Below are 21,948 nucleotides of genomic sequence, written 5' to 3'. Positions count from 1 at the left end.
CGCGATGCTGCCGGTTCGGCAGGCGAGAGACAGTCCGCAGGGACTGTCTCTCGTCCGGGCTCACCCCTGTGCCGCGACGCGGTCGGTCTGGCTGTGCAGCTTGTTCAACGCCGACAGATAGGCCTTGGCCGAGGCGATCACGATGTCCGGGTCCGCGCCCACGCCGTTGACGACCCGGCCGCCCAGTTGCAGCCGCACCGTCACCTCGCCCTGCGATTCTGTGGACCCGCTGGTGATGGCATTGACCGAATAGAGCATGAGTTCGGCGCCAGACTTCACCTGGGACTCGATGGCCTTCAGGCTGGCGTCCACAGGTCCGTTGCCATAGCTCTCGGCGCGCAGCTCCTGCGAGCCGGCCGCGAAGGCCACGCGGGCATGCGGCCGTTCGCCCGTCTCGGAGTGCTGCGACAGCGCCAGCAGCCGGTAGTGCTCCTGCTCGGCGGTGACGCTCTCGTCGCCGACGAGCGCGATGATGTCCTCGTCGAAGATCTCGGCCTTGCGGTCGGCCAGGTCCTTGAAGCGCGCGAAGGCGGCGTTGATCTCGCCCTCGCTCTCCATCTCGATGCCCAGTTCCTGCAGGCGCTGCTTGAAGGCATTGCGGCCGCTGAGCTTGCCGAGCACGATCTTGTTGGCACTCCAGCCCACGTCCTCGGCACGCATGATCTCGTAGGTGTCGCGCGCCTTGAGCACGCCGTCCTGGTGGATGCCGCTGGCGTGCGCGAAGGCATTCGCGCCCACCACGGCCTTGTTGGGCTGCACGACGAAGCCGGTGGTCTGGCTGACCATGCGGCTCGCGGGCACGATCTGCGCGGTGTCGATCCCCACGTCCAGGCCGAAGTAGTCGCGGCGGGTCTTCACCGCCATCACCACCTCTTCCAGGCTGCAGTTGCCGGCGCGTTCGCCCAGGCCGTTGATGGTGCACTCCACCTGACGCGCGCCACCGATGGTCACGCCGGCCAGCGAGTTGGCCACCGCCATGCCCAGGTCGTTGTGGCAGTGCACCGACCACACCGCCTTGTCGCTGTTGGGCACGCGCTGGCGCAGGTCGCGGATGAAGGCGCCGAAGAGCTCCGGCACCGCGTAGCCCACGGTGTCGGGGATGTTGATGGTGCGCGCGCCCTCGGCGATCACGGCCTCCAGCACGCGGGCCAGGAACGCAGGGTCGCTGCGGTAGCCATCCTCGGGCGAGAACTCCACGTCGTCGCACAGGTTGCGCGCGAAGCGCACCGCCAGCTTCGCCTGCTCGAAGACCTGGTCGCGCGTCATCCGCAGCTTCTTGGCCATGTGCAGTTCGCTGGTGGCGATGAAGGTGTGGATGCGCGCGCCACCCGACCCGGACAGCGCGCCCTTCAGCGCCTCGGCCGCGCGGCTGATGTCGCGGTCGTTGGCGCGCGCCAGCGAGCAGACGGTGGACTCCCGGATGTGGTCGGCGATCGCCTTCACGGCATCGAAATCGCCGTTGCTCGACGCGGCGAAGCCGGCCTCGATGACGTCCACGCGCAGGCGCTCGAGCTGGCGCGCGATGCGCAGCTTCTCGTCCTTGGTCATCGACGCGCCGGGGCTCTGTTCGCCGTCGCGCAGCGTGGTGTCGAAGATGATCAGCTTGTCGGTCATCGTGTGCTCCTCTGGGATGTTCATGCCATCGCGGCGGCCTGCGGCAGGGCCACGCCGGCGATGCGAAGGCCGGACCATACCGCCTTCATCGACGCGGCGACGATGCCGTCGGCCAGACCCACGCCGAACAGGGTCCGGCTGTCGCCGACGCGCAACTCCAGGTAGGCCACGGCGCGCGCCGCAGCGCCTTCGCCGATGGCGTGCTCGTGGTAGTCCAGCACGCGGATCGCCACGCCGGTGGCGGACGCCACGCCGGCGACGAAGGCATCGACCGGACCGTTGCCGCGGCCCTCGATGGTCAGCCGCCGGCCGTCGATCTCGACCTCGGCCTGCACCTGCATCGTGCCGTCGTCGGCTTCCTGCATCTGCTGGTGGCGGATGCGCGGCGCCTGTGCCTCGTCGAGCCGGTAGTGGCCGGCGAAGATGCGCCACAGGTCGGGCGCCGTCATCTCGCGGCCCTCGGTGTCCATCACCGCCTGCACCACCTGGCTGAACTCGATCTGCAGCCGGCGCGGCAGTTCCAGCCCGTACTCGACCTCCAGCAGGTAGCTGATGCCGCCCTTGCCGGACTGGCTGTTGACGCGGATCACCGCGTCGTAGCTGCGACCCAGATCCTGCGGGTCGATGGGCAGGTAGGGCATGTCCCAGAACTCGCCCTCGCGGCGCGCGGCGAAGGCCTTCTTGATCGCGTCCTGGTGCGAGCCGGAGAACGAGGTGTAGACGAGGTCGCCCACATACGGATGGCGCGGATGCACCGGAAGCTGGTTGCAGTGCTCCACGCAGCGGCGTACGTCGTCGATGTCGGAGAAGTCCAGCCCCGGGTGCACGCCCTGCGTGTACAGGTTCAGCGCGATGTTGACGAGGTCGACGTTGCCGGTGCGCTCGCCGTTGCCGAACAGGCAACCCTCGATGCGGTCGGCACCAGCCATCAGCGCGAACTCGCCGGCGGCGGTGCCGGTACCACGGTCGTTGTGCGGGTGGACGGACAGCACGATGCTGTCACGTCGCTCGAGGTGGCGGTGCATCCACTCCACCATGTCGGCGAAGACGTTGGGCGTGCTGTGCTCCACCGTGGACGGCAGGTTGACGATGCACTTGCGCGCCGGCGTCGGCGCCCACACGGCGGTGACGGCATCCACCACGCGCTTGCTGAACGCGAGTTCGGTGCCGGAGAACATCTCCGGCGAGTACTGGAAGGTCCAGTCGGTCCCGGGCTGGCGCGCCGCGTGCTCGGCCACCAGCTGCGCCTGCCGCGAGGCCAGGTCCACGATGCCGTCCTCGTCCAGCCCCAGCACCACGCGGCGCATCACCGGCGCGGTGGCGTTGTAGAGGTGCACGATGGCCCGCGGCACGCCCTGCAGCGCCTCGAAGGTGCGCGCGATCAGGTGGTCGCGCGCCTGCGTGAGCACCTGGATCGTCACGTCGTCGGGGATCAGCCGCTCCTCGATCAGCTGGCGCACGAATTCGAAGTCGGCCTGCGACGCCGACGGGAAGCCGACCTCGATCTCCTTGAAGCCGATCTTCACCAGCATCTCGAACATCCGCCGCTTGCGTGCCGGGTCCATCGGCTCGATCAGCGCCTGGTTGCCGTCGCGCAGGTCGACACTGCACCACAGCGGCGCGGCGGTCAGCACCGCGTCGGGCCAGCGGCGGTCGCGCAGGCCCACCGGCGCGAAGGCGCGGTACTTGGAGGCAGGGTTCGGGAGCATGGGCATGGCGTGGTTCCTCGGGGGTTCCCGACGCAGCCCGGAGTGGCTTCCGGCAAAACAAAAGGCCCGCTGCGTCGTGCTGGCGGGCCGTTCGTTTCGGAAAGGAAGACGAAGTCGATCAGCGCGCCTTGGGCACGCCTAGTAGCAGGGTCTGCTGGATCGACATGAATCGGATCATAGCAGCACGCCGCCTCAGCGGTGCAAGCCGGCCTCGTCCGGCTCGTCGGTGGACGTGGCGATCACGCTGGTGGGCAGGCCCTTGGACTTGCGCCATGCGTAGACGCCGTAGCCGGACAGGCCATAGATGCAGAACAGCGTGAACAGCGCCTTCGGTGGGTCCTGGCTGACGATGACGATCGCGATGGCGATGGCCACCATCACCACGAAAGGCACACTGCGCTTCATCGCGCTCAGGTCCTTGAAGCTGTAGAACGGCGCGTTGGTCACCATCGTGATGCCGGCGTAGAGCGTCACCGCGAACGCCGTCCACACCAGCCAGCGTTCGCCGGCCAGGTTGCGGAAGCCCGCGTCGTCCATGACCCAGATGAAGCCCACCACCATCGCGGCGGCCGCCGGGCTGGGCAGCCCCTGGAAGAAGCGTCGGTCGACGACGCCGATGTTGGTGTTGAAGCGTGCCAGCCGCAGCGCAGCGCCCGCGATGTAGACGAAGGCCGGGATCCAGCCCAGGCGGCCGAGGTCCTTCAGCGCCCACTGGTACATGATCAGCGCCGGCGCGGCGCCGAAGCTGACCATGTCCGACAGGCTGTCCATCTGCTCGCCGAACGCGCTCTGCGAGTTCGTCATGCGCGCGATGCGGCCGTCCAGGCTGTCCAGCACCGCGGCGACGAAGATGGCGATGCAGGCCGCCTCGAAGCGGCCGTTCATCGCCATCACCACGCCGTAGAAGCCGGAGAACAGCGCCGCCAGCGTCACCGCATTGGGCAGGAAGTAGATGCCCTTGCGGCGCGGGCGCGGCGGGGTCTCCGCCGCGCTGCCCGAGTCTTCGAACTCCGTCGTCATAGGGGCGCGAGGATAGCGCCTCCAGGCGCCGCCGCTCAGTTGCGGCTCTTGTCGACCAGCTTGTTGGCCTTGATCCACGGCATCATCGCGCGCAGCTTCTCGCCCACGACCTCGATGCTGTGCTCCGAGGTGATGCGGCGGCGGCTGATCAGCGTCGGCGCGCCGGCGCGGTTCTCGAGGATGAAGCTCTTGGCGTATTCACCGGTCTGGATGTCGGTCAGCACGCGCTTCATCTCGGCCTTGGTCTGCTCGGTGACGATGCGCGGGCCGGTGACGTACTCGCCGTACTCCGCGTTGTTGCTGATCGAGTAGTTCATGTTGGCGATGCCGCCTTCGTAGATCAGATCCACGATCAGCTTGAGCTCGTGCAGGCACTCGAAGTAGGCCATCTCCGGCGCGTAACCGGCTTCCACCAGGGTCTCGTAGCCGGCCTTGATGAGCTCGACGGTGCCGCCGCACAGCACGGCCTGCTCGCCGAACAGGTCGGTCTCGGTCTCCTCGCGGAAGTTGGTCTCGATGATGCCGGCCTTGCCGCCGCCGTTGGCCGCCGCGTAGCTCAGCGCCAGGTCGCGCGCCTTGCCGCTCTTGTCGGCGTGCACGGCGATCAGGTGCGGCACGCCGCCGCCGCGGGCGTAGGTGTCGCGCACGGTGTGGCCCGGGGCCTTCGGCGCCACCATCCAGACGTCCAGGTCGGCGCGCGGGATGACCTGGCCGTAGTGCACGTTGAAGCCGTGCGCGAAGGCCAGCGAGGCACCTTCGCGGATGTTCGGCTCGACGTCGTGGGCGTAGACCTGCGCGATCTGTTCGTCGGGCAGCAGGATCATCACCACGTCGGCGGTCTTCACCGCTTCGGCGACCTCGGCCACCTTCAGGCCGGCCTTCTCGACCTTGGCCCATGACGCGCCGCCGCGGCGCAGGCCGACGGTGACCTTGCAGCCGCTATCGTTGAGGTTCTGCGCGTGGGCGTGGCCCTGCGAGCCGTAGCCGATGATGGTGACGTTCTTGCCCTTGATGAGGGACAGGTCGGCGTCCTTGTCGTAGTAGACCTTCATGGTGCTCTCCGTGTGAATGCGGTTGTCGTGTACAGGAATGGGGTTCAGACGCGCAGGATGCGCTCGCCGCGGCCGATGCCGCTGGTGCCGGTGCGCACCGTCTCCAGGATCGCGGCGCGGTCCACCGCGCCGATGAACGCGTCGAGCTTGGCGGCGTCGCCGGTCAGCTCGATCGTGTAGCTCTTCTCCGTGACGTCGATGATGCGGCCGCGGAAGATGTCGGCCATGCGCTTCATCTCGTCGCGCTCCTTGCCCACGGCGCGCAGCTTGATGAGCATCAGCTCGCGCTCGGTGAAGTGGCCTTCGGTCAGGTCGACGACCTTGACCACCTCGATCAGCCGGTTCAGGTGCTTGGTGATCTGCTCGATCACCTCGTCCGAACCGGTGGTGACGATGGTCATGCGCGACAGCGACGGGTCTTCCGTCGGCGCCACGGTGAGGCTCTCGATGTTGTAGCCGCGGGCCGAGAACAGCGCGACGACACGCGACAGGGCGCCGGCCTCGTTTTCGATCAACACGGCGATGATGTGCTTCATGGAAACTCCTCGTGGAGCGCGCTCTTCAGGACGCCGGCGGTGACCGGCGGCCCTTGGCCACGTCCTTCAGGGTGGAAAGCGAGATGGTGGTCCGGGGTTGATCCTGCCCTCCCCTGCGCTGCGCACGGGCCGGCGGTAACCGGCTCGCCCCAGCACGGGTTCAGGCGATCACAGGTCCTCGGCGCCGAGCAGCATCTCCGTGATGCCCTTGCCCGCCTGGACCATGGGCCAGACGTTCTCGGTGGGGTCGGTGCGCACGTCCAGGAAGACGGTGCGGTCCTTCAGGCGGATGGCCTCCTTCAGCGCCGGCTCGACGTCCGACGGCTTCTCGACCAGCAGGCCCACGTGGCCATAGGCCTCGGCGAGCTTGACGAAGTCGGGCAGCGCATCCATGTAGCTGTGCGAATAGCGGCCCTGGTAGTCCAGTTCCTGCCACTGGCGCACCATGCCCAGGTAGCGGTTGTTGAGGCTGATGATCTTCACCGGCGTCTTGTACTGCGCGCAGGTGGACAGCTCCTGGATGCACATCTGGATGCTGCCTTCGCCGGTGATGCAGAAGACGTCGCTGTCGGGCTTGGCCAGCTTGATGCCCATGGCATACGGCAGGCCCACGCCCATGGTGCCCAGGCCGCCGGAGTTGATCCAGCGCCGCGGCTCCTCGAAGCCGTAGAACTGGGCAGCCCACATCTGGTGTTGGCCGACGTCCGACGTGATGTAGGCGTCGGTGCCGCGCGTGAGCTCGTGCAGCAGGCGCACCACACGCTGCGGCTTGATGACCTCGCTGCTGTCCTTGAAGGCCAGGCAGTCGCGCTTGCGCCAGTCGTTGATCTGACGCCACCAGGCCGACAGATGCGCCGCGTCCGGCTTGCTCTGGGCTTCCCGGATCTGTGCGATCAGCTCCTGCAGCACGTCCTTGACGTCGCCGACGATGGGCACGTCCACCTTCACGCGCTTGGAGATGCTCGACGGATCGATGTCGACGTGGATGATCTTGCGCTCCACCGACGCGAAGTGCTTCGGGTTGCCGATCACGCGGTCGTCGAAGCGCGCGCCCACGGCCAGCAGCACGTCGCAGTGCTGCATGGTCATGTTGGCCTCGTAGGTGCCGTGCATGCCCAGCATGCCCAGGAACTTCGGGTCGCTGCTGGGGATCGCGCCCAGGCCCATCAGCGTGTTGGTGCACGGGAAGCCCAGCAGATCGGCCAGCTCACGCAGTTCGGCCGTGGCCTCGCCCAGGATGACGCCGCCGCCGGTGTAGATGTACGGGCGCTGCGCGTGCATCAACAGCTGCACGGCCTTGCGGATCTGGCCGCCGTGGCCCTTGCGCACCGGGTTGTACGAGCGCATTTCCACGCGCTCGGGGTAGTGGAAGGGCGCCGTCTTCAGCGACACGTCCTTCGGGATGTCCACGACCACCGGGCCGGGGCGGCCGGTGCGGGCGATATGGAAGGCCTTCTTGATCGTCAGCGCCAGGTCGCGCACGTCCTTGACCAGGAAATTGTGCTTGACGATGGGCCGCGTGATGCCCACGGTGTCGCATTCCTGGAAGGCGTCCAGGCCGATGGCCGGCGTCGGCACCTGCCCGGTGATGATCACCATCGGGATGGAATCCATGTAGGCCGTGGCGATGCCGGTGATGGCATTGGTCACGCCCGGGCCGGAAGTGACCAGGGCCACGCCGACTTCACCCGTCGCGCGGGCATAGCCGTCGGCCGCGTGCACGGCGGCCTGCTCGTGGCGCACGAGCACGTGCTGGATGGTGTCCTGCTTGTACAGCGCGTCGTAGATGTACAGGACGGCGCCGCCCGGGTAGCCCCAGAGGTACTGGACCCCTTCGGCCTGCAGGCACTTGACGAGGATGTCCGACCCGTTGGGATCGGTGGCGGGGGAGGAGGGGGAAGGTTGTGCCGATGCGGCACGCTTGACTTCCGCGGCAGACATGTCCATTTCGAACCTCTGTGAATTTCTCTGACGAAAAACCATCGGTGCCGCTCCTCGCGCCCTCGTGAGGCGGATTCGCGGCCTGCGCGGTCAAAAGCCGGCGCCGGGTCGGCCACCGGATCGAGACCCAGATACTGCGTTGTGCGAAGCAGCATTATGGCATTGCCGCTTCGGGGCCGATGCAATAATGCAACGCGTCGCCCAGCAAGGTGCCCGTCGCGGTGCCCCGCCCCGTTGGCCACCGAACAAGAACTGTCCGACTTCCTGCAGAGCGTCGAGAAGCGCGCCTTCAAGCGAACGGCCTACGCCGTGCGCGACGACCACGCGGCGCTGGACATCGTGCAGGACGCGATGATCCGCCTGGCCGAGAAGTACGGCGACCGCCCTGCGGCCGAACTGCCGCTGATCTTCCAGCGCATCCTGTCCAACGCCACGCTGGACTGGTTCCGCCGCCAGAAGGTGCGCAACGCCGCCATCGTCAACCTGGGCGATTTCGAGGGTCCGGACGGCGACTTTGACCTGCTCGAGGCCCTGGTGTCGATGGACGGGACGCTGGGCGCCGAAAGCGCTGCCGACAGCGTTTCGCGCCAGCAGGTGATGGCCGTGATCGAAGCCGCGATCGCCGATCTTCCCGGCCGTCAACGCGAGGCCTTCCTGTTACGTTATTGGGAAGAATTTGACGTGGCTGAAACGGCCGCCGCCATGGGGTGCTCGGAGGGCAGCGTGAAGACGCACTGCTCCCGGGCCGTGCATGCGTTGGCCAAGGCCTTGCGCGACAAGGGCATTGCACCGTGAACATTCACCGTACCCCCATCGACCCCGCGGTCCAGGGCCAGCTCGAAGCCCGCCTGGGCAGCCGCTTGGCCGCCGCGCTGAACCCGGCGCTGGACGCGCTGCCTGCCGACGTGGAGAGCCGCCTGCGCTTCGCCCGCGAGCAGGCGCTGGCACGCCGCGCCGCCGCGCCGGCAGCCGGCAACGTGTCGCTCGGCGCCGGCGGCGCTGCCGTCCTGGGCCGCCTGGGCACCTCTGGGTGGTGGCCGAGGCTGGGCTGGCTGCTTCCGATGGCCGCCGTGGCCGTCGGCGTGCTGCTGGTGCAGCTGCGCCACGAGCGCGACGCTGCCGCGGTGGCGGCGCAGATCGACAGCGCACTGCTGGCCGACGAACTCCCGCCGGCAGCCTACGCCGACCCAGGCTTCGCCGCGTTCTTGAAGCTGCAGCAGCCATGACCGGCCGCGCGGCTGCCCGCCGGACCTGGCACGGCGCCGTCCTCGCGGCGGTGCTGGGCCTCGCGACATCGGCGGTGGTGGCGCAGGACTGGCAGGACCTCAGCCCCACCCAGCGTCGCGCGCTGACCCCGCTGCAGGCCGGGTGGTCGTCGCTGCCGGGCACCGAACGCACGATGTGGCTGGAACTGGCCGACCGCTGGCGCGGCATGTCGCCCGAAGAACAGCAGCGCGCCCAGCAGCGCATGCGCGACTGGTCGGCGATGTCGCCGGAGGCCCGAGGCCAGGCCCGGTTGCAGTTCCAGGAGGCCGGACGCTGGTCGGCCGAGGCCCGTCGCGAACGCTGGGAGGCCTACCAGAGCCTGGACCCGCAGGCGCGCCGCGTGCTGGCCGAACGCTGGAAGCTCGAAGCCGCCGCCCGCGACCGGAACGCCGCCGCGCCCGCCGACCAGAAGCGCAACGTGCTCGAACCGGTGCGACCGGCGCCGCAGCCGCCCCGCGCCGCCACGCCCACGGCGGCGGCTGCGCGTGCCGGCGCCACGACCCGGCCGCTCGCCCGTTCGGGCGACGAGGCGCCGATGCACCAGCAGCCCGGCGTGCCCAAGATCGCCGCCACGCCGTCCTTCGTCGACCCGGCAACGCTGCAACCGCGCCGCGGCCCGCAGGCGGCCTCGGTCGCGCCGCGGCCGGCATCGGCACCCAAGGCGGCCAGCGGCAAGGCCCAGCGGTGAGTGGCGCGCCCGAGGCTCCCGGCGTCTGGCGCCGGCTGGCCTGCATGCTCTATGAAGGGCTGCTGCTTTTCGGCGTGGTCATGATCACCGGCTACCTGTACTCCAGCCTCACGCAGCAGCGCCACGCGCTGGTCGGCACGGCCGGCCTGCAGGCGTTCATGTTCGTGGTCATCGGCATCTACTTCACCTGGTTCTGGGCCCAGGGCCGGCAGACGCTGGCGATGAAGACCTGGCAGCTGCGCGTGATGACCCGCGACGGCCAGCCGCTGAGCCAGGCGCGCGCCTTCGCCCGCTACGTGGCGAGCTGGCTGTGGTTCCTGCCCGGCCTGGCCGCCGCCGGGCTGTCCGGCCGGCACGATGGCGGCGCCATCGCGCTGGCCCTGGCGCTCAACGTGGCCGTCTACGCGCTGATCGCCCGCCTGACGCCGACCCGCCAGACCCTGCACGACCTGTTGTGCGGCACGCGGCTGGAACGCTGGCGCTCGTCCGCGCCGGGGCAGAATCCGGCAACATGAACCTCTGCGTCTACTGCGGCTCGCGCGCCGGCGTGCTGCCCGCCTATGCCGACGCCGCGCGCGCCCTCGGCACGCTGCTCGGGCAGGGTGGCCACGGCCTTGTCTACGGTGGCGGCAACGTCGGCCTGATGGGCATCGTGGCCGATGCCGCGCTGGCCGCGGGTGCGCCGGTGGTGGGTGTCATCCCGCAGGCCCTGGTGCAGCGCGAGGTGGGCCACACGGCGCTCAGCGAACAGCACGTGGTGCCGGACATGCACGTGCGCAAGCGCATGATGGCCGAGCGTGCCGACGCCTTCGTCGCCCTGCCCGGCGGCATCGGCACGCTGGAGGAACTCTACGAGGTCTGGACCTGGCGCCAGCTGGGCTACCACGACAAACCCATCGGCCTGCTCAACGTGGCGGGCTTCTACGATCAGCTGCTGGCCTTCATGGGCCACTGCGTGGCGCAGGGCTTCCTGGACGAGGCGCAGCGCAACGCCGTGCTGGTGGACACCGACCCGGCGCGGCTGCTGCAGCGCCTGGCCGACGCGGCCGTGCGGGCCACGGCACCGGACGACTACAGCCGCATCTGAGGCCGGCGGCGGTCTCCGCCGACCGCGCTCGCGGCGTTCCGCTCAGATGGCCGACTCGTCGGTCTCGCCGGTGCGGATGCGGATGACCTGATCGACCGGGGTCACGAAGATCTTGCCGTCGCCGATCTTGCCGGTCTTGGCGGCGCGGACCACAGCGTCGATGCAGCGCTCGAGGTCACCGTCCTTGACGACCACCTCGACCTTCACCTTGGGCAGGAAGTCGACCACGTATTCGGCACCGCGGTAGAGCTCGGTGTGGCCCTTCTGACGGCCGAAACCCTTGACCTCGGTGACGGTCAGGCCCGACACGCCGAGTTCGCCCAGCGCCTCGCGGACCTCCTCGAGCTTGAAGGGTTTGATGATGGCGGTGATCTGTTTCATCGCGGTCTCCCGGTTACGTCGAATCGAACCGATTTAAGCACGGAACCTCGACGTGATGGGGTAGCGCCAGTCGCGCCCGAAGGCCCGGTGGGTGATGCGGATGCCCACCGGTGCCTGACGCCGCTTGTACTCGTTGACGCGAATCAGCCGGGCCACGCGCTCCACGGTGGAGCGCTCGAAGCCGGCCGCCACGATCTCGTCGACGCCCTGGTCCTCTTCCATGTAGCGCGCCAGGATGGCGTCGAGCACCTCGTAGGGCGGCAGGCTGTCCTGGTCGGTCTGGTCGGGCCGCAGTTCGGCCGACGGTGGCCGGGTGATGATGCGCCGCGGGATCACCTCCGCGCCCTGCGCGTTGCGCCACTCGGCCAGGCGGTAGACCAGGGTCTTGGCCACGTCCTTGATGACCGCGAAGCCGCCGGCCATGTCGCCGTAGAGGGTGCAGTAGCCGGTGGCCATCTCACTCTTGTTGCCGGTGGTCAGCACGATGGCACCAGTCTTGTTGGACAGCGCCATCAGCAGCGTGCCGCGGATGCGCGCCTGCAGGTTCTCCTCGGTGGTGTCCTCGGGCAGGCCGGCGAACTGGTCGGCCAGCCCGGCGCGGAAGGCGTCGAACATCGGCGCGATGGCGATCTCGTCGTAGCGCACGCCCAGGCGTTCGGCCATGTCCCGCGCGTCGATCCAGGAGATGTCGGCCGTGTAGGGCGAAGGCATCATCACCGCGCGCACCTTGTCGGCGCCCAGCGCGTCGACGGCGACGGCGAGCACCAGGGCCGAGTCGATGCCGCCCGACAGCCCGATGATGGCGCCCGGGAAGCCGTTCTTGCCCAGGTAGTCGCGTACGCCGGTCACCAGCGCCGACCAGACCTGTGACTCCGGCGACGGCAGCGGCGCCAACGGGCCGGCCACGCCGCCGGTCGCATCCACGTCGCAGACCAGCAGCGCCGGCTCGAAGCTGGCCGCCCGCGCCCGCACCACGCCTGTGGCATCGACGGCGAAGGAGGCGCCGTCGAAGACCACTTCGTCCTGCCCACCCACGAGGTGGCTGTAGAGCAGCGGCAAGCCGACGGTCCGCGCGCGCTCGGCCATGCGGGCCTCGCGGTCCACCGCCTTCTCCAGGTGGAACGGCGAGGCGTTGAGCACGCAGAGCACCTGGGCGCCGGCGTCGCGGGCGAGGGCAGCCGGCTCGTCGAACCAGGCGTCCTCGCAGATCATCAGGCCCACGCGCAGGCCGTCGATGTCGACCACCACCGGGCCCTGTCCGGCCTCGCGGCCGGACACAAAGTACCGGCGCTCGTCGAAGACCTGGTAGTTGGGCAGTTCGCGCTTGCAGTAGGTGGCCTGCACCTTTCCCCTGGCCAGCACCGAGGCCGCGTTGAAGCGGCGCTGCACGGCATGCGAGCGCGACCTAACATCGCCGTCTCCCCAGAGCACCGGATGGCCCACCACCACATGCAGCCCGTCGCAGTCGGCCAGGTCGGCCGCCAGGTCATCCAGCGCCTTTGCGCTGGCGGCCATGAACGAGGGCCGCAGCAGCAGGTCCTCGGGCGGATAGCCGCAGAGCATCAGCTCCGGGGCCACCACCAGGCGGGCGCCCTGGGCGTGTGCCTCACGCGCGGCGGCGGCCACCAGGCGGCCGTTGCCGGCGAGATCACCGACGGTCGCATTCAGCTGGGCCAGGGCGATCTTGAGGACTGTTTGCACCGGCGGCACCAACGACGCGGGGGTTGAAATCACTGCCGAGGATTATGTCATCCGGGTCCACGATGACCCGCGGGTGATCCCCGCTGAACGCTGGGATGCGCTGCTCGAGCGGCAGGCGTCGCCGACGCCGTTCATGCGCCATGCCTACCTAGCTGCGCTGCATGAATCCGGCAGCGCCGTGGCCGAGACCGGCTGGACGCCGCGCTTCGTCGACATGCAGCGCGGCGGCGAGACCGTGGGCGCCTGCGCGCTCTACCTGAAGCACCATTCGTACGGCGAGTACGTGTTCGACTGGGCCTGGGCCGACGCCTACCGGCGCCATGGGCTGGCCTACTACCCCAAGCTCCTGGCGGCGGTGCCGTTCACGCCGGTGCCGGGCAGCCGCCTGCTGGCTGCCGACGACGCCGCACGTACCGCCCTTGCTCACGGCTTGGTGCAGTTGGCGAAGGAATCGGGCGTGTCGTCACTGCACCTTCTCTATCCGGACGAGGCCGACCGCGCCGCGCTGGCCGCGGCCGGCTGGCTGATGCGCGAGGGCGTGCAGTTCCACTGGATGCAGGACGCCGCCGACCCGGCGCCGGACTTCGACACGCTGCTGGCGCGCCTGCAGCGCGAGAAGCGCAAGAAGATCCAGCAGGAGCGGCGGCGTGTGGCCGAGGCCGATGTGGTGTTCGAGGTCCACGAAGGTGCGGCCATCGACGAGGCGTTGTGGGACTTCTTCCACCGTTGCTACGCGCAGACCTACGCCGAGCACCATTCGTCGCCCTACCTCACGCGCGACTTCTTCGCCCGCATGGCGGCGACGATGCCGCAGCACTGGGTGATGTTCGTCGCCACACGTGAGGGCCGGCGCATCGCCGCCTCGCTGGTGGCCGTGGATTCGGAGCGCGGCGGCGCGTGGGGCCGCTACTGGGGCGCGCTGGAGCACGTGCCCTGTCTGCACTTCGAGGCCTGCTACTACCAGCCGCTGGCCTGGTGCCTGGCCCACGGGTACCAGCGCTTCGAGGGTGGCGCCCAGGGCGAACACAAGATGGCGCGCGGGCTGATGCCGGTGCGCACGCATTCGGCGCACTGGCTGGCGCACCCACGCTTTGCCGACGCGGTGGCCGATTTCCTGGATCAGGAGCGCGCGGGCGTGGCCGACTACGTGGGCGAACTGCAGACGCGTTCGCCGTTCAAGGCCGGCGCCTGAGGGCCGGCCGGCCGGGCGCGGCCGGTCAGGCCTTGTGCGTGGCCTGCCAGTTGGCCATGCCGGTGCGCACTTCCTGGCGCGCCGATTCCGGGCCTTCCCAGCCGATGACCTTGACCCACTTGCCGGGCTCCAGGTCCTTGTAGTGCTCGAAGAAGTGCTGGATGGTCTTCAGCCGCATCGGGTTGAGGTCCTCCGGCTTCTGCCACTGCGAGTAGATCGACAGGATCTTGTCCACCGGCACGGCCAGCAACTTGTTGTCACCGCCGGCCTCGTCGTCCATCTTCAGCACGCCGATGGGCCGGCACGTGACCACCACGCCCGGAATCAACGGCACCGGCGTGATCACCAGCACGTCCACCGGGTCGCCGTCGTCGGCCAGCGTCTGCGGGATGTAGCCGTAGTTGCACGGGTAGTGCATCGACGTGGCCATGAAACGGTCCACGAACAGCGCGCCGGACTCCTCGTCGACCTCGTACTTGATGGGGTCGGCGTTCATCGGGATCTCGATGATCACGTTGAACTGATCTGGCGCAGTTGCGCCCGGGGTCACGTTGTGCAGACTCATGGCCGTTCTTTCGTTCGAGCGTTCGTTCGGTGTACCGACGGGAATGCGGGATTCTACTGAGCGCACTGTCGCCGGCCTGACGCCCGCACAGGGGAGGCGCAGGAAAACCCCCTGCCGGGGCGCTGGAGTCGTCCCGTAGCATGCCCCGCGACCCTCCCGGAGGAGGGGTACCCGTTCCAGACATTCATCCGAGCAGAGGAAGGAGAGGTCTTCATGTCCATCGAGATGGCGCTCTACATAGCGCTGGGATGCGGCGTTGCCGCGGTAATCTACGGCTTTGTCCAGCGAGGCTGGATCCTGGCCCAGGACGCCGGCAACGCGCGCATGCAGGAAATCGCCGGGGCGGTGCAGCAGGGTGCTGCGGCCTACCTGGCGCGGCAGTACAAGACGATCGCCATCGTGGGCGTGATCCTGGCGGTGCTGATCGCCGTGTTCCTGGGCATGTCGACGGCCATCGGATTCGTCGTTGGTGCGGTGCTGTCCGGCGCCTGCGGCTTCATCGGCATGAACGTCTCGGTGCGCGCCAACGTGCGCACGGCGCAGGCCGCCACCAAGGGCATCGGCCCGGCGCTGGACATCGCCTTCAAGGGCGGCGCCATCACCGGCATGCTGGTGGTGGGCCTGGGCCTGCTGGGCGTGGGTGGCTTTTTCATGGCCATCGGCGGTCTGGCCACGCCTGATGCGGCCACGCTCAAGCCGCTGCTGGGCCTGGCCTTCGGGTCCAGCCTGATCTCCATCTTCGCGCGACTGGGCGGCGGCATCTTCACCAAGGGCGCCGACGTCGGCGCCGACCTGGTGGGCAAGGTCGAGGCCGGCATCCCCGAGGACGACCCGCGCAACCCGGCCGTGATCGCCGACAACGTGGGCGACAACGTCGGCGACTGCGCCGGCATGGCCGCCGACCTGTTCGAGACCTACGCGGTGACGCTGATCGCCACCATGGCGCTGGGTGCGCTGATGGTCAAGGCCGGCGGCGCGGCGGTGATCTACCCGCTGCTGCTGGGCGGCGTGTCCATCATCGCGTCCATCATCGGCTGCGCCTTCGTCAAGGCCAGCCCGGGGATGAAGAACGTGATGCCGGCGCTGTATAAGGGCCTGGCCATCGCCGGCGTTCTATCGCTGATCGCCTTCTACCCGGTGACCACGATGCTGTTCCCGGAAGCCGTGGAGATCAGCGGCAAGGGCCCGGTGGGCGCGATGGCGCTGTGGCTGTCGGCGGCGGTGGGCCTGGTGCTGACCGCGGCCCTGGTGTGGATCACCGAGTACTACACCGGCACCCAGTACAAGCCGGTGCAGCACGTGGCGCAGGCCTCCACCACCGGCCATGCCACCAACATCATCGCCGGCATCGGCATCAGCATGAAGTCCACCGCCTGGCCGGTGCTCTTCGTTTGCGCCGCCATCCTCTCGGCCTACGCGCTGGCCGGCCTGTATGGCATCGCGATTGCCGCCACCGCCATGCTCAGCATGGCTGGCATCGTGGTGGCCCTGGACGCCTACGGCCCGATCACAGACAACGCCGGCGGCATCGCCGAAATGGCGGAACTGCCGTCGTCGGTGCGCGACATCACCGATCCGCTGGACGCGGTGGGCAACACCACCAAGGCCGTGACCAAGGGCTACGCCATCGGCTCGGCCGGCCTGGCCGCGCTGGTGCTGTTCGCCGATTACACGCACTCGCTGGAAGCCGCCGGCATCACCGGCGTGAGCTTCGACCTGAGCAGCCCGAAGGTCATCATCGGCCTGTTCATCGGCGGCCTGATCCCCTACCTGTTCGGCGCCATGGCGATGGAAGCCGTGGGCCGCGCCGCCGGTGCCGTGGTGGAGGAGGTGCGCCGCCAGTTCCGCGAGATCAAGGGCATCATGGAAGGCACGGCGAAGCCGGAGTACGGCCGGGCCGTGGACATGCTGACCACGGCGGCGATCAAGGAAATGATGATCCCGTCGCTGCTGCCGGTGATCGTGCCCATCGTGGTCGGCCTGACCCTGGGCGCGGAGGCCCTGGGCGGGCTGCTGATGGGCACCATCGTCACCGGCCTGTTCGTGGCCATCTCGATGTGCACCGGCGGCGGCGCCTGGGACAACGCCAAGAAGTACATCGAGGACGGCCACCACGGCGGCAAGGGCAGCGAGGCCCACAAGGCCGCGGTCACGGGCGACACCGTGGGTGACCCCTACAAGGACACCGCCGGCCCGGCCGTGAACCCGCTGATCAAGATCATCAACATCGTGGCGCTGCTGATCGTGCCGCTGCTGTGATCAACGCTGCACCGGCACTCAGGCCGGTGCGCGAGACGGCCCGCCTCGGCGGGCCGTTTCCTTTGCCGCCGGGGCAGCGCGACAATCGCGCCATGTCCCAGTACTTCGAGGTGCACCCGCAGAACCCGCAGCCGCGGCTGCTGAAGCAGGCGGCGCAGATCCTGCACGGTGGCGGCGTGGTGGCCATCCCCACCGATTCCAGCTACGCCCTGGTCTGCCACCTGGACGACAAGGCCGCGGCCGAGCAGCTGCGCCGGCTGCGCGAGGTGGACGACAAGCACCACCTCACGCTGATCTGCCGCGACCTGTCTGAACTGGCCAGCTACGCGCGCGTGGACAACCGGCAGTTCCGGCTGCTCAAGCAGGGCACGCCGGGCCCGTTCACCTTCATCCTGGAAGCCACCAAGGAGGTGCCGCGCCGACTGTCGCACCCGTCGCGACGCACCATCGGCCTGCGTGTGCCCGACCATGCCGTCACCCAGGCCCTGCTGGAGGTCTTCGGTGCGCCGCTGCTGGCCACCACGCTGATCCCGCCCGGCGAGACCGAGGCGCTGAACGACCCGCATGACATCCGCGACCGCTTCGAGAAACGGCTACAAGCGGTGGTGGACGCCGGCGCCTGCCCGCTGCAGCCGACCACGGTGGTCGATCTCAGCGGCGACGAGCCCGTGCTCGTGCGCCAGGGCCGCGGCGACCCGGCGCGCCTGGGGCTCTGAGCCGTCCTTCCGGCGCCGGGCGCGTCAGGCGGCGACGCCGCTGGCCCAGGCACGGCGGATGAGCCGCCCGCAGCGCGCCGACGCCTCGCCGGCGCCGATGCCTTCGTCGTCTCCGGTGCTGTTGGCCACCTCGCGCGCGACGATGCCGTACTGCGTGCGCCCGGCGTCGATCCAGGGATAGAACCCGAAGGCACCGGCGCTGCTGAAGGCGCCGTCGCCGGTGGCGGCGTCGTCCTCGATCCAGTGGCCATAGCCGTAGTGCCAGGTCTCGCGCGCCGGTGCCGGCGAGTAAAGCGCCTCACCGGCTGCGCAGCCTCCGACGCTGGCACAGACGGCGTTGTCGCCCAGCATCGTCCCGAGCGCCAACTCACCGCTCAGCAGCTTGCGCAGGAAGGCGGCATAGGTGGCCGGTGTGCCCATGGCGCCGCCGCCGGGCCGGGCCTGCAGCATGCCGATGGACAGGTCCTCGCCCAGCACGGCCCGCCAGGCCGACGCCAGGCCGGCGGCGTCGAGTTCCCCCAGCCCGATCAGGCTGGCGTGTTTCTGCATGTGGCCGCCACCGTAGTAGAAGGCGCCGTCGGCCGCAGGCGTCTGGCGGTCGTTGTCCTGCCAAGCCAGGCAGCCGTCCACCGTCTGCGACGCACGGCAGCCCGCGAAGTCCACATACCCGGAGCGCATCGACAGCATGCGTGCATCCCAGGGCTGGAGCACGCCGCCGCGCAGTTGCGCCACGTAGGCGGCATAGAGCCACTTGGTCGCCGACGCGTAGCGCATGGTCGTCGTCTCGCGGATGCGCGCACCGGCGGGCGTGGACCCCACGCTACCGCCTACGGCGCGACCGCTGTGGTCGCCGATCTCCCAGTAGAACGGCCGGATGGCGCCGCAGGCGTTGTCCGCGTCGGCCACCGTGGCCAGCACCGCTGCCGTGCGCGCGCCCAGGTCCGGCCCCGTGGGCACGGTTGGCGGGGCGGGCTCGACTGGCGATGCCGGCGCGCCGACCCCGCCGCCGCCGGCCGACACAGGGGCCGTCGGGGTGGCGGTCACCGGTGATGTGCCCGGCTGGTCAGCAACGTCGGCGCCGCCACCGCCGCCGCCGCAGGCCGTCACCAGCTGCAGGGCCAGCACGGTGGCGAGGGTAGTAAGGCGTCGGGGGGACATCCCGACGGTATCGACCGACGGGCTGCCAACTTGAGGTGATGGAGCCGCTCCTGGGCGGGGGCGTCAGCCGCTGCGCAGGGCGCGCACCTGGGCCAGCAGCCGTGACGGGCTGAACCCCAGCGACGCCTGCTGCCCCGCCACGACGAAGACCGGGGTGCCGGCAGCGCGCAGCGCCTCGAACTCGGCGCGGCAGGCGGCGTCGCGCTCGATCGAGCACTCCTCGAAGGCCACGCCATGGTCGCGCAGCCAGGTGCGGGCCACGCTGCAGATGCCGCAGGTGTCCGAGGCGATCATCTTCAGATCACCGGGGCGCACCAGTGCGGCCAGCCGCTCGCCGACCTGCGCCTCCTGCCGGTGGCCCCACCACTGGCTCGCGACGCTGATGGCCAGGATCAGCAGGACGAGGCCGAACAGCGAGCGCCGCGAGACGTTCATGCCGTCGCGCTCAGACCGCCGCCGTGACCACGACCTCGATCTTCCAGCCGGGCTTGGCCAGCGCCGCCTGCACGGTGGCGCGCGGTGGCGTGTGGCCCTCGACCACCCAGGCTTCCCAGACGGCGTTCATGGCGTCGAAGTCGGCCAGGTCGGCGAGGTAGATCTGCGCCCGCAGGATGCGGGTCTTGTCGGTGCCGGCGCGGGCCAGCAGGGCGTCCACCGCCGCCAGCACCTGGCGGGTCTGGCCGGCGATGTCGGCCGAGGCGTCTTCGGCCACCTGCCCGGCCAGGTAGGCCACGCCGTTGTGGACGGCCATCTCCGACATGCGGCGGCCGACGTCGAATCGCTGGATCATCGGTGGTGTCCCTTCTTGGTGTGGTGTCCGGCCGCAGGCCGGGCGGGCGCGGTGGCTTCGGCTTTCTGGCCAAGCCGGGATTCCGTACCCGCGAGCAGCTTGCGGATGTTGCCTTCGTGGCGCCAGACCAGCAGCAGGCTCATCGGCACGATGCAGGCCAGCGCCGGCGCCACGCCCCAGATCAGCAGCTGGTAGAACGGGGCGAACAGCGCGGCGACGATGGACGCCAGCGACGAATAGCGGAAGAAGGCGGCAATGATCACCCAGCTGGCCAGCGTGGCCAGCCCCAGGCCGGGCGCCAGCGCGATCAGCACGCCCGCGGCGGTGGCCACGCCCTTGCCGCCCTGGAAGCGGAAGAACACCGGCCACAGGTGGCCCAGGAAGGCCGCCAGGCCGACGAAGGCCACGCTCCATTCGCCGAGACCAAACCGTGGCCCGAAGGCCAGCACCAGCCACACCGGCGCGAAGCCCTTGAGCGCGTCGAAGGCCAGCGTCAGCAGCGCCGCGGCCTTGTTGCCCGAGCGCAGCACGTTGGTGGCGCCGGGGTTCTTCGAGCCGTAGCTGCGCGGGTCGGCCAGGCCCATCGAGCGGCTGACGATGACGGCGAACGACAGCGAGCCGACTAGGTAGGCGGCCAGCACGGCCAGCAGGGGAGCGAGGAATTCCATCGAGCCGCGATTCTAGGAGGCCGCCAGCGCACACTGCACCGGTCGGGCCCCGAGCACGTCGCGCAGCACCACGGGCGACAGCCCCACCAGGTAACCGCGCCGGCCGCCGTTGATCACGATGCGGGGCAGCGCGAGCACCGAGTCCTCCACGTACACCGGCATCGGCTTGCGCAGGCCGAAGGGCGACGTGCCGCCGACCTGATAGCCGCTGTGGCGCTGCGCCACCTCGGGCGTGCAGGGCTCGACGCTCTTGGCGCCGATCTGGCGGGCCAGGTTCTTGGTGCTGACCTGGCGGTCGCCATGCATCAGCACCACCAGCGGCCGCGCCTTCTCGTCCTGCATCACCAGCGTCTTCACCACCTGGTGCTCCGGCAGCCCGAGCTGGCGCGCCGACTCCGCCGTGCCGCCGTGGTCCACGTACTCGTAGGGGTGCTCGGTGAAGGCCACGCCGTGCGCGCGCAGCCATGCCGTGGCCGGCGTCTCGCTGACGTGGATGCCCTTCTTCGCCATCACTGCGCCGGGTCGCGCAGGCGCCACCGGATGGCGTCGACCTCGGCCAGCAGGTCGGCCGGCAGGGCGACCGGCCAGGCATCGAGGTCCTCGTCCAGCTGCGACAGCGTGGTGACGCCGATGATGGTGCTGGCCACGCGCCAGTTGCGGTAGCAGAAGGCCAGTGCAAGCTGGGTGGGCGTCAGGCCATGGCGCCGGGCGAGTGCGTTGTACTCGCGGGCGGCGGCCAGCGTCTCCGGCCGCGCCCAGCGCTGCTGGCGCATGCGCTCGAAGCGCGCCAGGCGGCCCAGGCCCGGCTGCGCCGGGTCGGCACCGGCGGCGTCGTACTTGCCCGTCAACGACCCGAAGCCCAGCGGCGAGTAGGCCAGCAGCGACACGCCCTCGCGGTGCAAGACCTCGTCCAGGCCGTTGTCGACCACGCGGTTGACCAGCGCATACGGGTTCTGCACCGACACCACCCGCGGCAGGCCCAGCGCCTCGGCGCGGCGCAGGAAGCTCATCAGGCCCCAGGGCGTCTCGTTGCTCAGGCCGATCGCGTGCACCTTGCCTGCCTGCACCAGGTCGCCCAGCGCCTGGAGCTGCCCGTCGATGGGGGTCTGCGGCTGGTCCTTGGTCGGGTCGAAGTACAGGTTGCCGAAGGCCGGCGCGTTGCGGTTGGGCCAGTGGATCTGGTAGAGGTCGATGACGTCGGTCCGCAGCCGTTGCAGGCTGGCGTCGCAGGCGGCGCGGATGTGCTCGGGCTTCAGATCCGGCGCGCCGTCGCGGATCCAGTCCATGCCGCGCGCCGGGCCGGCCACCTTGGTGGCCAGCACCACGCGTTGGCGGCGTGTCGGGTCGGCGGCGAACCAGCGGCCCAGGATGCGCTCGGTCTCGCCCACCGTCTCGCGGCGCGGCGGCACCGGGTACATCTCGGCGGCGTCGAGGAAGTTCACGCCGCGGTCCACGGCACGGTCGAGGATGCGGTGGGCCTCGGCTTCGTCCACCTGCTCGCCGAAGGTCATGGTGCCCAGGCAGATCGGGCAGACCTGCAGTCCGCTGTCGCCCAGGGTGACCCGGGCGTCGGCCAGACTCGGGATGTTCGTCGTCATGGCCGCG

At 69.7% G+C, this 21,948-nt stretch carries 23 protein-coding genes; 8 read left to right on the top strand and 15 right to left on the bottom strand.

Annotated elements, in window-relative coordinates; genetic code table 11:
• Positions 1-60 precede the first annotated feature (60 nt).
• The 6 genes from ENE75_RS04560 to ENE75_RS04535 all read right to left on the bottom strand — a co-directional run bounded on the left by ENE75_RS04560 (position 61) and on the right by ENE75_RS04535 (position 7,878).
• Entirely contained in the window at positions 61-1,614 is a 1,554-nt protein-coding gene (locus ENE75_RS04560; protein ID WP_128196026.1) for a 2-isopropylmalate synthase, read from the bottom strand.
• Positions 1,615-1,634: 20 nt separating this feature from the next.
• Positions 1,635-3,323 carry a 2-isopropylmalate synthase gene (gene leuA / locus ENE75_RS04555; protein WP_128196837.1) on the bottom strand — a complete coding sequence of 563 codons (1,689 nt, stop codon included), beginning with the start codon at positions 3,321-3,323 and terminating at the stop codon, positions 1,635-1,637.
• 192 nt (positions 3,324-3,515) lie between these two features.
• Positions 3,516-4,343 (bottom strand): CDP-diacylglycerol--serine O-phosphatidyltransferase, encoded by an 828-nt coding sequence (gene pssA, locus ENE75_RS04550; protein WP_128196024.1) that lies wholly within the window; start codon positions 4,341-4,343, stop codon positions 3,516-3,518.
• A gap of 35 nt (positions 4,344-4,378) precedes the next feature.
• Positions 4,379-5,395, bottom strand: coding sequence for a ketol-acid reductoisomerase (gene ilvC, locus ENE75_RS04545; RefSeq protein WP_128196022.1), 1,017 nt, complete (start codon positions 5,393-5,395; stop codon positions 4,379-4,381).
• Between the two features lie 44 nt (positions 5,396-5,439).
• Positions 5,440-5,931: an acetolactate synthase small subunit gene (gene ilvN, locus ENE75_RS04540; RefSeq protein WP_128196020.1), complete on the bottom strand. Its 492-nt coding sequence runs from the start codon at positions 5,929-5,931 to the stop codon at positions 5,440-5,442.
• Between the two features lie 168 nt (positions 5,932-6,099).
• Positions 6,100-7,878: an acetolactate synthase 3 catalytic subunit gene (locus ENE75_RS04535; RefSeq protein ID WP_128196018.1), complete on the bottom strand. Its 1,779-nt coding sequence runs from the start codon at positions 7,876-7,878 to the stop codon at positions 6,100-6,102.
• Positions 7,879-8,106: 228 nt separating this feature from the next.
• Between ENE75_RS04535 and ENE75_RS04530 the strand changes: the two genes are divergently transcribed.
• Genes ENE75_RS04530 through ENE75_RS04510 form a run of 5 tightly spaced genes read left to right on the top strand, consistent with a single transcriptional unit; the run spans position 8,107 to position 10,913 of the window.
• The gene (locus ENE75_RS04530) at positions 8,107-8,667 is read left to right on the top strand and encodes an RNA polymerase sigma factor (RefSeq protein WP_128196016.1); all 561 of its coding nucleotides are present in this window, start codon (positions 8,107-8,109) and stop codon (positions 8,665-8,667) included.
• Positions 8,664-9,098, top strand: coding sequence for a DUF3619 family protein (locus tag ENE75_RS04525; protein WP_233258915.1), 435 nt, complete (start codon positions 8,664-8,666; stop codon positions 9,096-9,098). The genes ENE75_RS04530 and ENE75_RS04525 overlap by 4 nt, the downstream gene beginning before the upstream one ends.
• The gene (locus tag ENE75_RS04520; protein WP_128196014.1) at positions 9,095-9,826 is read left to right on the top strand and encodes a DUF3106 domain-containing protein; all 732 of its coding nucleotides are present in this window, start codon (positions 9,095-9,097) and stop codon (positions 9,824-9,826) included. The genes ENE75_RS04525 and ENE75_RS04520 overlap by 4 nt, the downstream gene beginning before the upstream one ends.
• On the top strand, positions 9,823-10,341 hold the full coding sequence (locus ENE75_RS04515; protein ID WP_233258914.1) for an RDD family protein: 519 nt from the start codon (positions 9,823-9,825) through the stop codon (positions 10,339-10,341). The genes ENE75_RS04520 and ENE75_RS04515 overlap by 4 nt, the downstream gene beginning before the upstream one ends.
• Positions 10,338-10,913 carry an LOG family protein gene (locus ENE75_RS04510; protein WP_128196012.1) on the top strand — a complete coding sequence of 192 codons (576 nt, stop codon included), beginning with the start codon at positions 10,338-10,340 and terminating at the stop codon, positions 10,911-10,913. Before ENE75_RS04515 ends, ENE75_RS04510 begins: the two co-directional genes overlap by 4 nt.
• Positions 10,914-10,955: 42 nt before the next feature.
• On the opposite strand, the gene ENE75_RS04505 is transcribed toward ENE75_RS04510, so the two are convergent.
• Both ENE75_RS04505 and ENE75_RS04500 read right to left on the bottom strand, forming a co-directional pair.
• Complete coding sequence (locus ENE75_RS04505) at positions 10,956-11,294, bottom strand: P-II family nitrogen regulator (protein ID WP_128196010.1); 339 nt, start codon at positions 11,292-11,294, stop codon at positions 10,956-10,958.
• 33 nt (positions 11,295-11,327) lie between these two features.
• Complete coding sequence (locus ENE75_RS04500; protein WP_128196008.1) at positions 11,328-12,995, bottom strand: NAD+ synthase; 1,668 nt, start codon at positions 12,993-12,995, stop codon at positions 11,328-11,330.
• Positions 12,996-13,071: 76 nt separating this feature from the next.
• On the opposite strand from ENE75_RS04500, the gene ENE75_RS04495 reads away from it, so the two are divergent.
• Positions 13,072-14,187: a GNAT family N-acetyltransferase gene (locus ENE75_RS04495; protein WP_128196830.1), complete on the top strand. Its 1,116-nt coding sequence runs from the start codon at positions 13,072-13,074 to the stop codon at positions 14,185-14,187.
• A 25-nt stretch (positions 14,188-14,212) separates the two neighbouring features.
• Here the strand turns inward: ENE75_RS04495 and ppa are convergent, their stop codons facing one another.
• Positions 14,213-14,752 carry an inorganic diphosphatase gene (gene ppa, locus ENE75_RS04490; protein ID WP_128196006.1) on the bottom strand — a complete coding sequence of 180 codons (540 nt, stop codon included), beginning with the start codon at positions 14,750-14,752 and terminating at the stop codon, positions 14,213-14,215.
• Positions 14,753-14,965: 213 nt separating this feature from the next.
• Between ppa and ENE75_RS04485 the strand changes: the two genes are divergently transcribed.
• Both ENE75_RS04485 and ENE75_RS04480 read left to right on the top strand, forming a co-directional pair.
• A complete protein-coding gene (locus tag ENE75_RS04485; RefSeq protein WP_128196004.1) occupies positions 14,966-17,011 on the top strand; it encodes a sodium-translocating pyrophosphatase in 2,046 nt (681 codons plus the stop codon).
• 92 nt (positions 17,012-17,103) lie between these two features.
• A complete protein-coding gene (locus ENE75_RS04480) occupies positions 17,104-17,727 on the top strand; it encodes an L-threonylcarbamoyladenylate synthase (RefSeq protein ID WP_128196002.1) in 624 nt (207 codons plus the stop codon).
• 24 nt (positions 17,728-17,751) lie between these two features.
• On the opposite strand, the gene ENE75_RS04475 is transcribed toward ENE75_RS04480, so the two are convergent.
• The 6 genes from ENE75_RS04475 to ENE75_RS04450 form a co-directional block, all read right to left on the bottom strand.
• Entirely contained in the window at positions 17,752-18,885 is a 1,134-nt protein-coding gene (locus tag ENE75_RS04475; RefSeq protein ID WP_128196000.1) for a hypothetical protein, read from the bottom strand.
• Between the two features lie 63 nt (positions 18,886-18,948).
• Positions 18,949-19,320, bottom strand: coding sequence for a glutaredoxin family protein (locus ENE75_RS04470; protein WP_128195997.1), 372 nt, complete (start codon positions 19,318-19,320; stop codon positions 18,949-18,951).
• A gap of 10 nt (positions 19,321-19,330) precedes the next feature.
• Positions 19,331-19,675: a RidA family protein gene (locus ENE75_RS04465; protein ID WP_128195995.1), complete on the bottom strand. Its 345-nt coding sequence runs from the start codon at positions 19,673-19,675 to the stop codon at positions 19,331-19,333.
• Positions 19,672-20,343: a glycerol-3-phosphate 1-O-acyltransferase PlsY gene (plsY, locus tag ENE75_RS04460; RefSeq protein ID WP_128195993.1), complete on the bottom strand. Its 672-nt coding sequence runs from the start codon at positions 20,341-20,343 to the stop codon at positions 19,672-19,674. Before plsY ends, ENE75_RS04465 begins: the two co-directional genes overlap by 4 nt.
• Positions 20,344-20,355: 12 nt before the next feature.
• The gene (locus ENE75_RS04455) at positions 20,356-20,853 is read right to left on the bottom strand and encodes an aminoacyl-tRNA deacylase (RefSeq protein ID WP_128195990.1); all 498 of its coding nucleotides are present in this window, start codon (positions 20,851-20,853) and stop codon (positions 20,356-20,358) included.
• Positions 20,853-21,941 (bottom strand): aldo/keto reductase, encoded by a 1,089-nt coding sequence (locus tag ENE75_RS04450; RefSeq protein ID WP_128195987.1) that lies wholly within the window; start codon positions 21,939-21,941, stop codon positions 20,853-20,855. The genes ENE75_RS04455 and ENE75_RS04450 overlap by 1 nt, the downstream gene beginning before the upstream one ends.
• Between the last annotated feature and the right edge of the window lie 7 nt (positions 21,942-21,948).

This window comes from Rubrivivax albus, assembly GCF_004016515.1.
GTDB lineage: Bacteria > Pseudomonadota > Gammaproteobacteria > Burkholderiales > Burkholderiaceae_C > Rubrivivax > Rubrivivax albus.
The sequence above is the reverse complement of the archived record's forward strand: the minus strand, read 5'-3'. Positions and strand labels throughout refer to the sequence as shown.

What these genes read in the sequence shown, in the direction of transcription:
- ENE75_RS04450 (WP_128195987.1), bottom strand. Translation starts at nt 21,941, where the DNA reads ATGACGACGAACATCCCGAGTCTGGCCGACGCCCGGGTCACCCTGGGC.
- plsY (WP_128195993.1), bottom strand. Translation starts at nt 20,343, where the DNA reads ATGGAATTCCTCGCTCCCCTGCTGGCCGTGCTGGCCGCCTACCTAGTC.
- leuA (WP_128196837.1), bottom strand. Translation starts at nt 3,323, where the DNA reads ATGCTCCCGAACCCTGCCTCCAAGTACCGCGCCTTCGCGCCGGTGGGC.
- ENE75_RS04480 (WP_128196002.1), top strand. Translation starts at nt 17,104, where the DNA reads ATGTCCCAGTACTTCGAGGTGCACCCGCAGAACCCGCAGCCGCGGCTG.
- ENE75_RS04535 (WP_128196018.1), bottom strand. Translation starts at nt 7,878, where the DNA reads ATGGACATGTCTGCCGCGGAAGTCAAGCGTGCCGCATCGGCACAACCT.
- ENE75_RS04560 (WP_128196026.1), bottom strand. Translation starts at nt 1,614, where the DNA reads ATGACCGACAAGCTGATCATCTTCGACACCACGCTGCGCGACGGCGAA.
- ENE75_RS04475 (WP_128196000.1), bottom strand. Translation starts at nt 18,885, where the DNA reads ATGTCCCCCCGACGCCTTACTACCCTCGCCACCGTGCTGGCCCTGCAG.
- ENE75_RS04510 (WP_128196012.1), top strand. Translation starts at nt 10,338, where the DNA reads ATGAACCTCTGCGTCTACTGCGGCTCGCGCGCCGGCGTGCTGCCCGCC.
- ENE75_RS04465 (WP_128195995.1), bottom strand. Translation starts at nt 19,675, where the DNA reads ATGATCCAGCGATTCGACGTCGGCCGCCGCATGTCGGAGATGGCCGTC.
- ENE75_RS04485 (WP_128196004.1), top strand. Translation starts at nt 14,966, where the DNA reads ATGTCCATCGAGATGGCGCTCTACATAGCGCTGGGATGCGGCGTTGCC.
- ilvN (WP_128196020.1), bottom strand. Translation starts at nt 5,931, where the DNA reads ATGAAGCACATCATCGCCGTGTTGATCGAAAACGAGGCCGGCGCCCTG.
- ENE75_RS04455 (WP_128195990.1), bottom strand. Translation starts at nt 20,853, where the DNA reads ATGGCGAAGAAGGGCATCCACGTCAGCGAGACGCCGGCCACGGCATGG.
- ENE75_RS04520 (WP_128196014.1), top strand. Translation starts at nt 9,095, where the DNA reads ATGACCGGCCGCGCGGCTGCCCGCCGGACCTGGCACGGCGCCGTCCTC.
- ENE75_RS04505 (WP_128196010.1), bottom strand. Translation starts at nt 11,294, where the DNA reads ATGAAACAGATCACCGCCATCATCAAACCCTTCAAGCTCGAGGAGGTC.
- ppa (WP_128196006.1), bottom strand. Translation starts at nt 14,752, where the DNA reads ATGAGTCTGCACAACGTGACCCCGGGCGCAACTGCGCCAGATCAGTTC.
- ilvC (WP_128196022.1), bottom strand. Translation starts at nt 5,395, where the DNA reads ATGAAGGTCTACTACGACAAGGACGCCGACCTGTCCCTCATCAAGGGC.
- ENE75_RS04470 (WP_128195997.1), bottom strand. Translation starts at nt 19,320, where the DNA reads ATGAACGTCTCGCGGCGCTCGCTGTTCGGCCTCGTCCTGCTGATCCTG.
- pssA (WP_128196024.1), bottom strand. Translation starts at nt 4,343, where the DNA reads ATGACGACGGAGTTCGAAGACTCGGGCAGCGCGGCGGAGACCCCGCCG.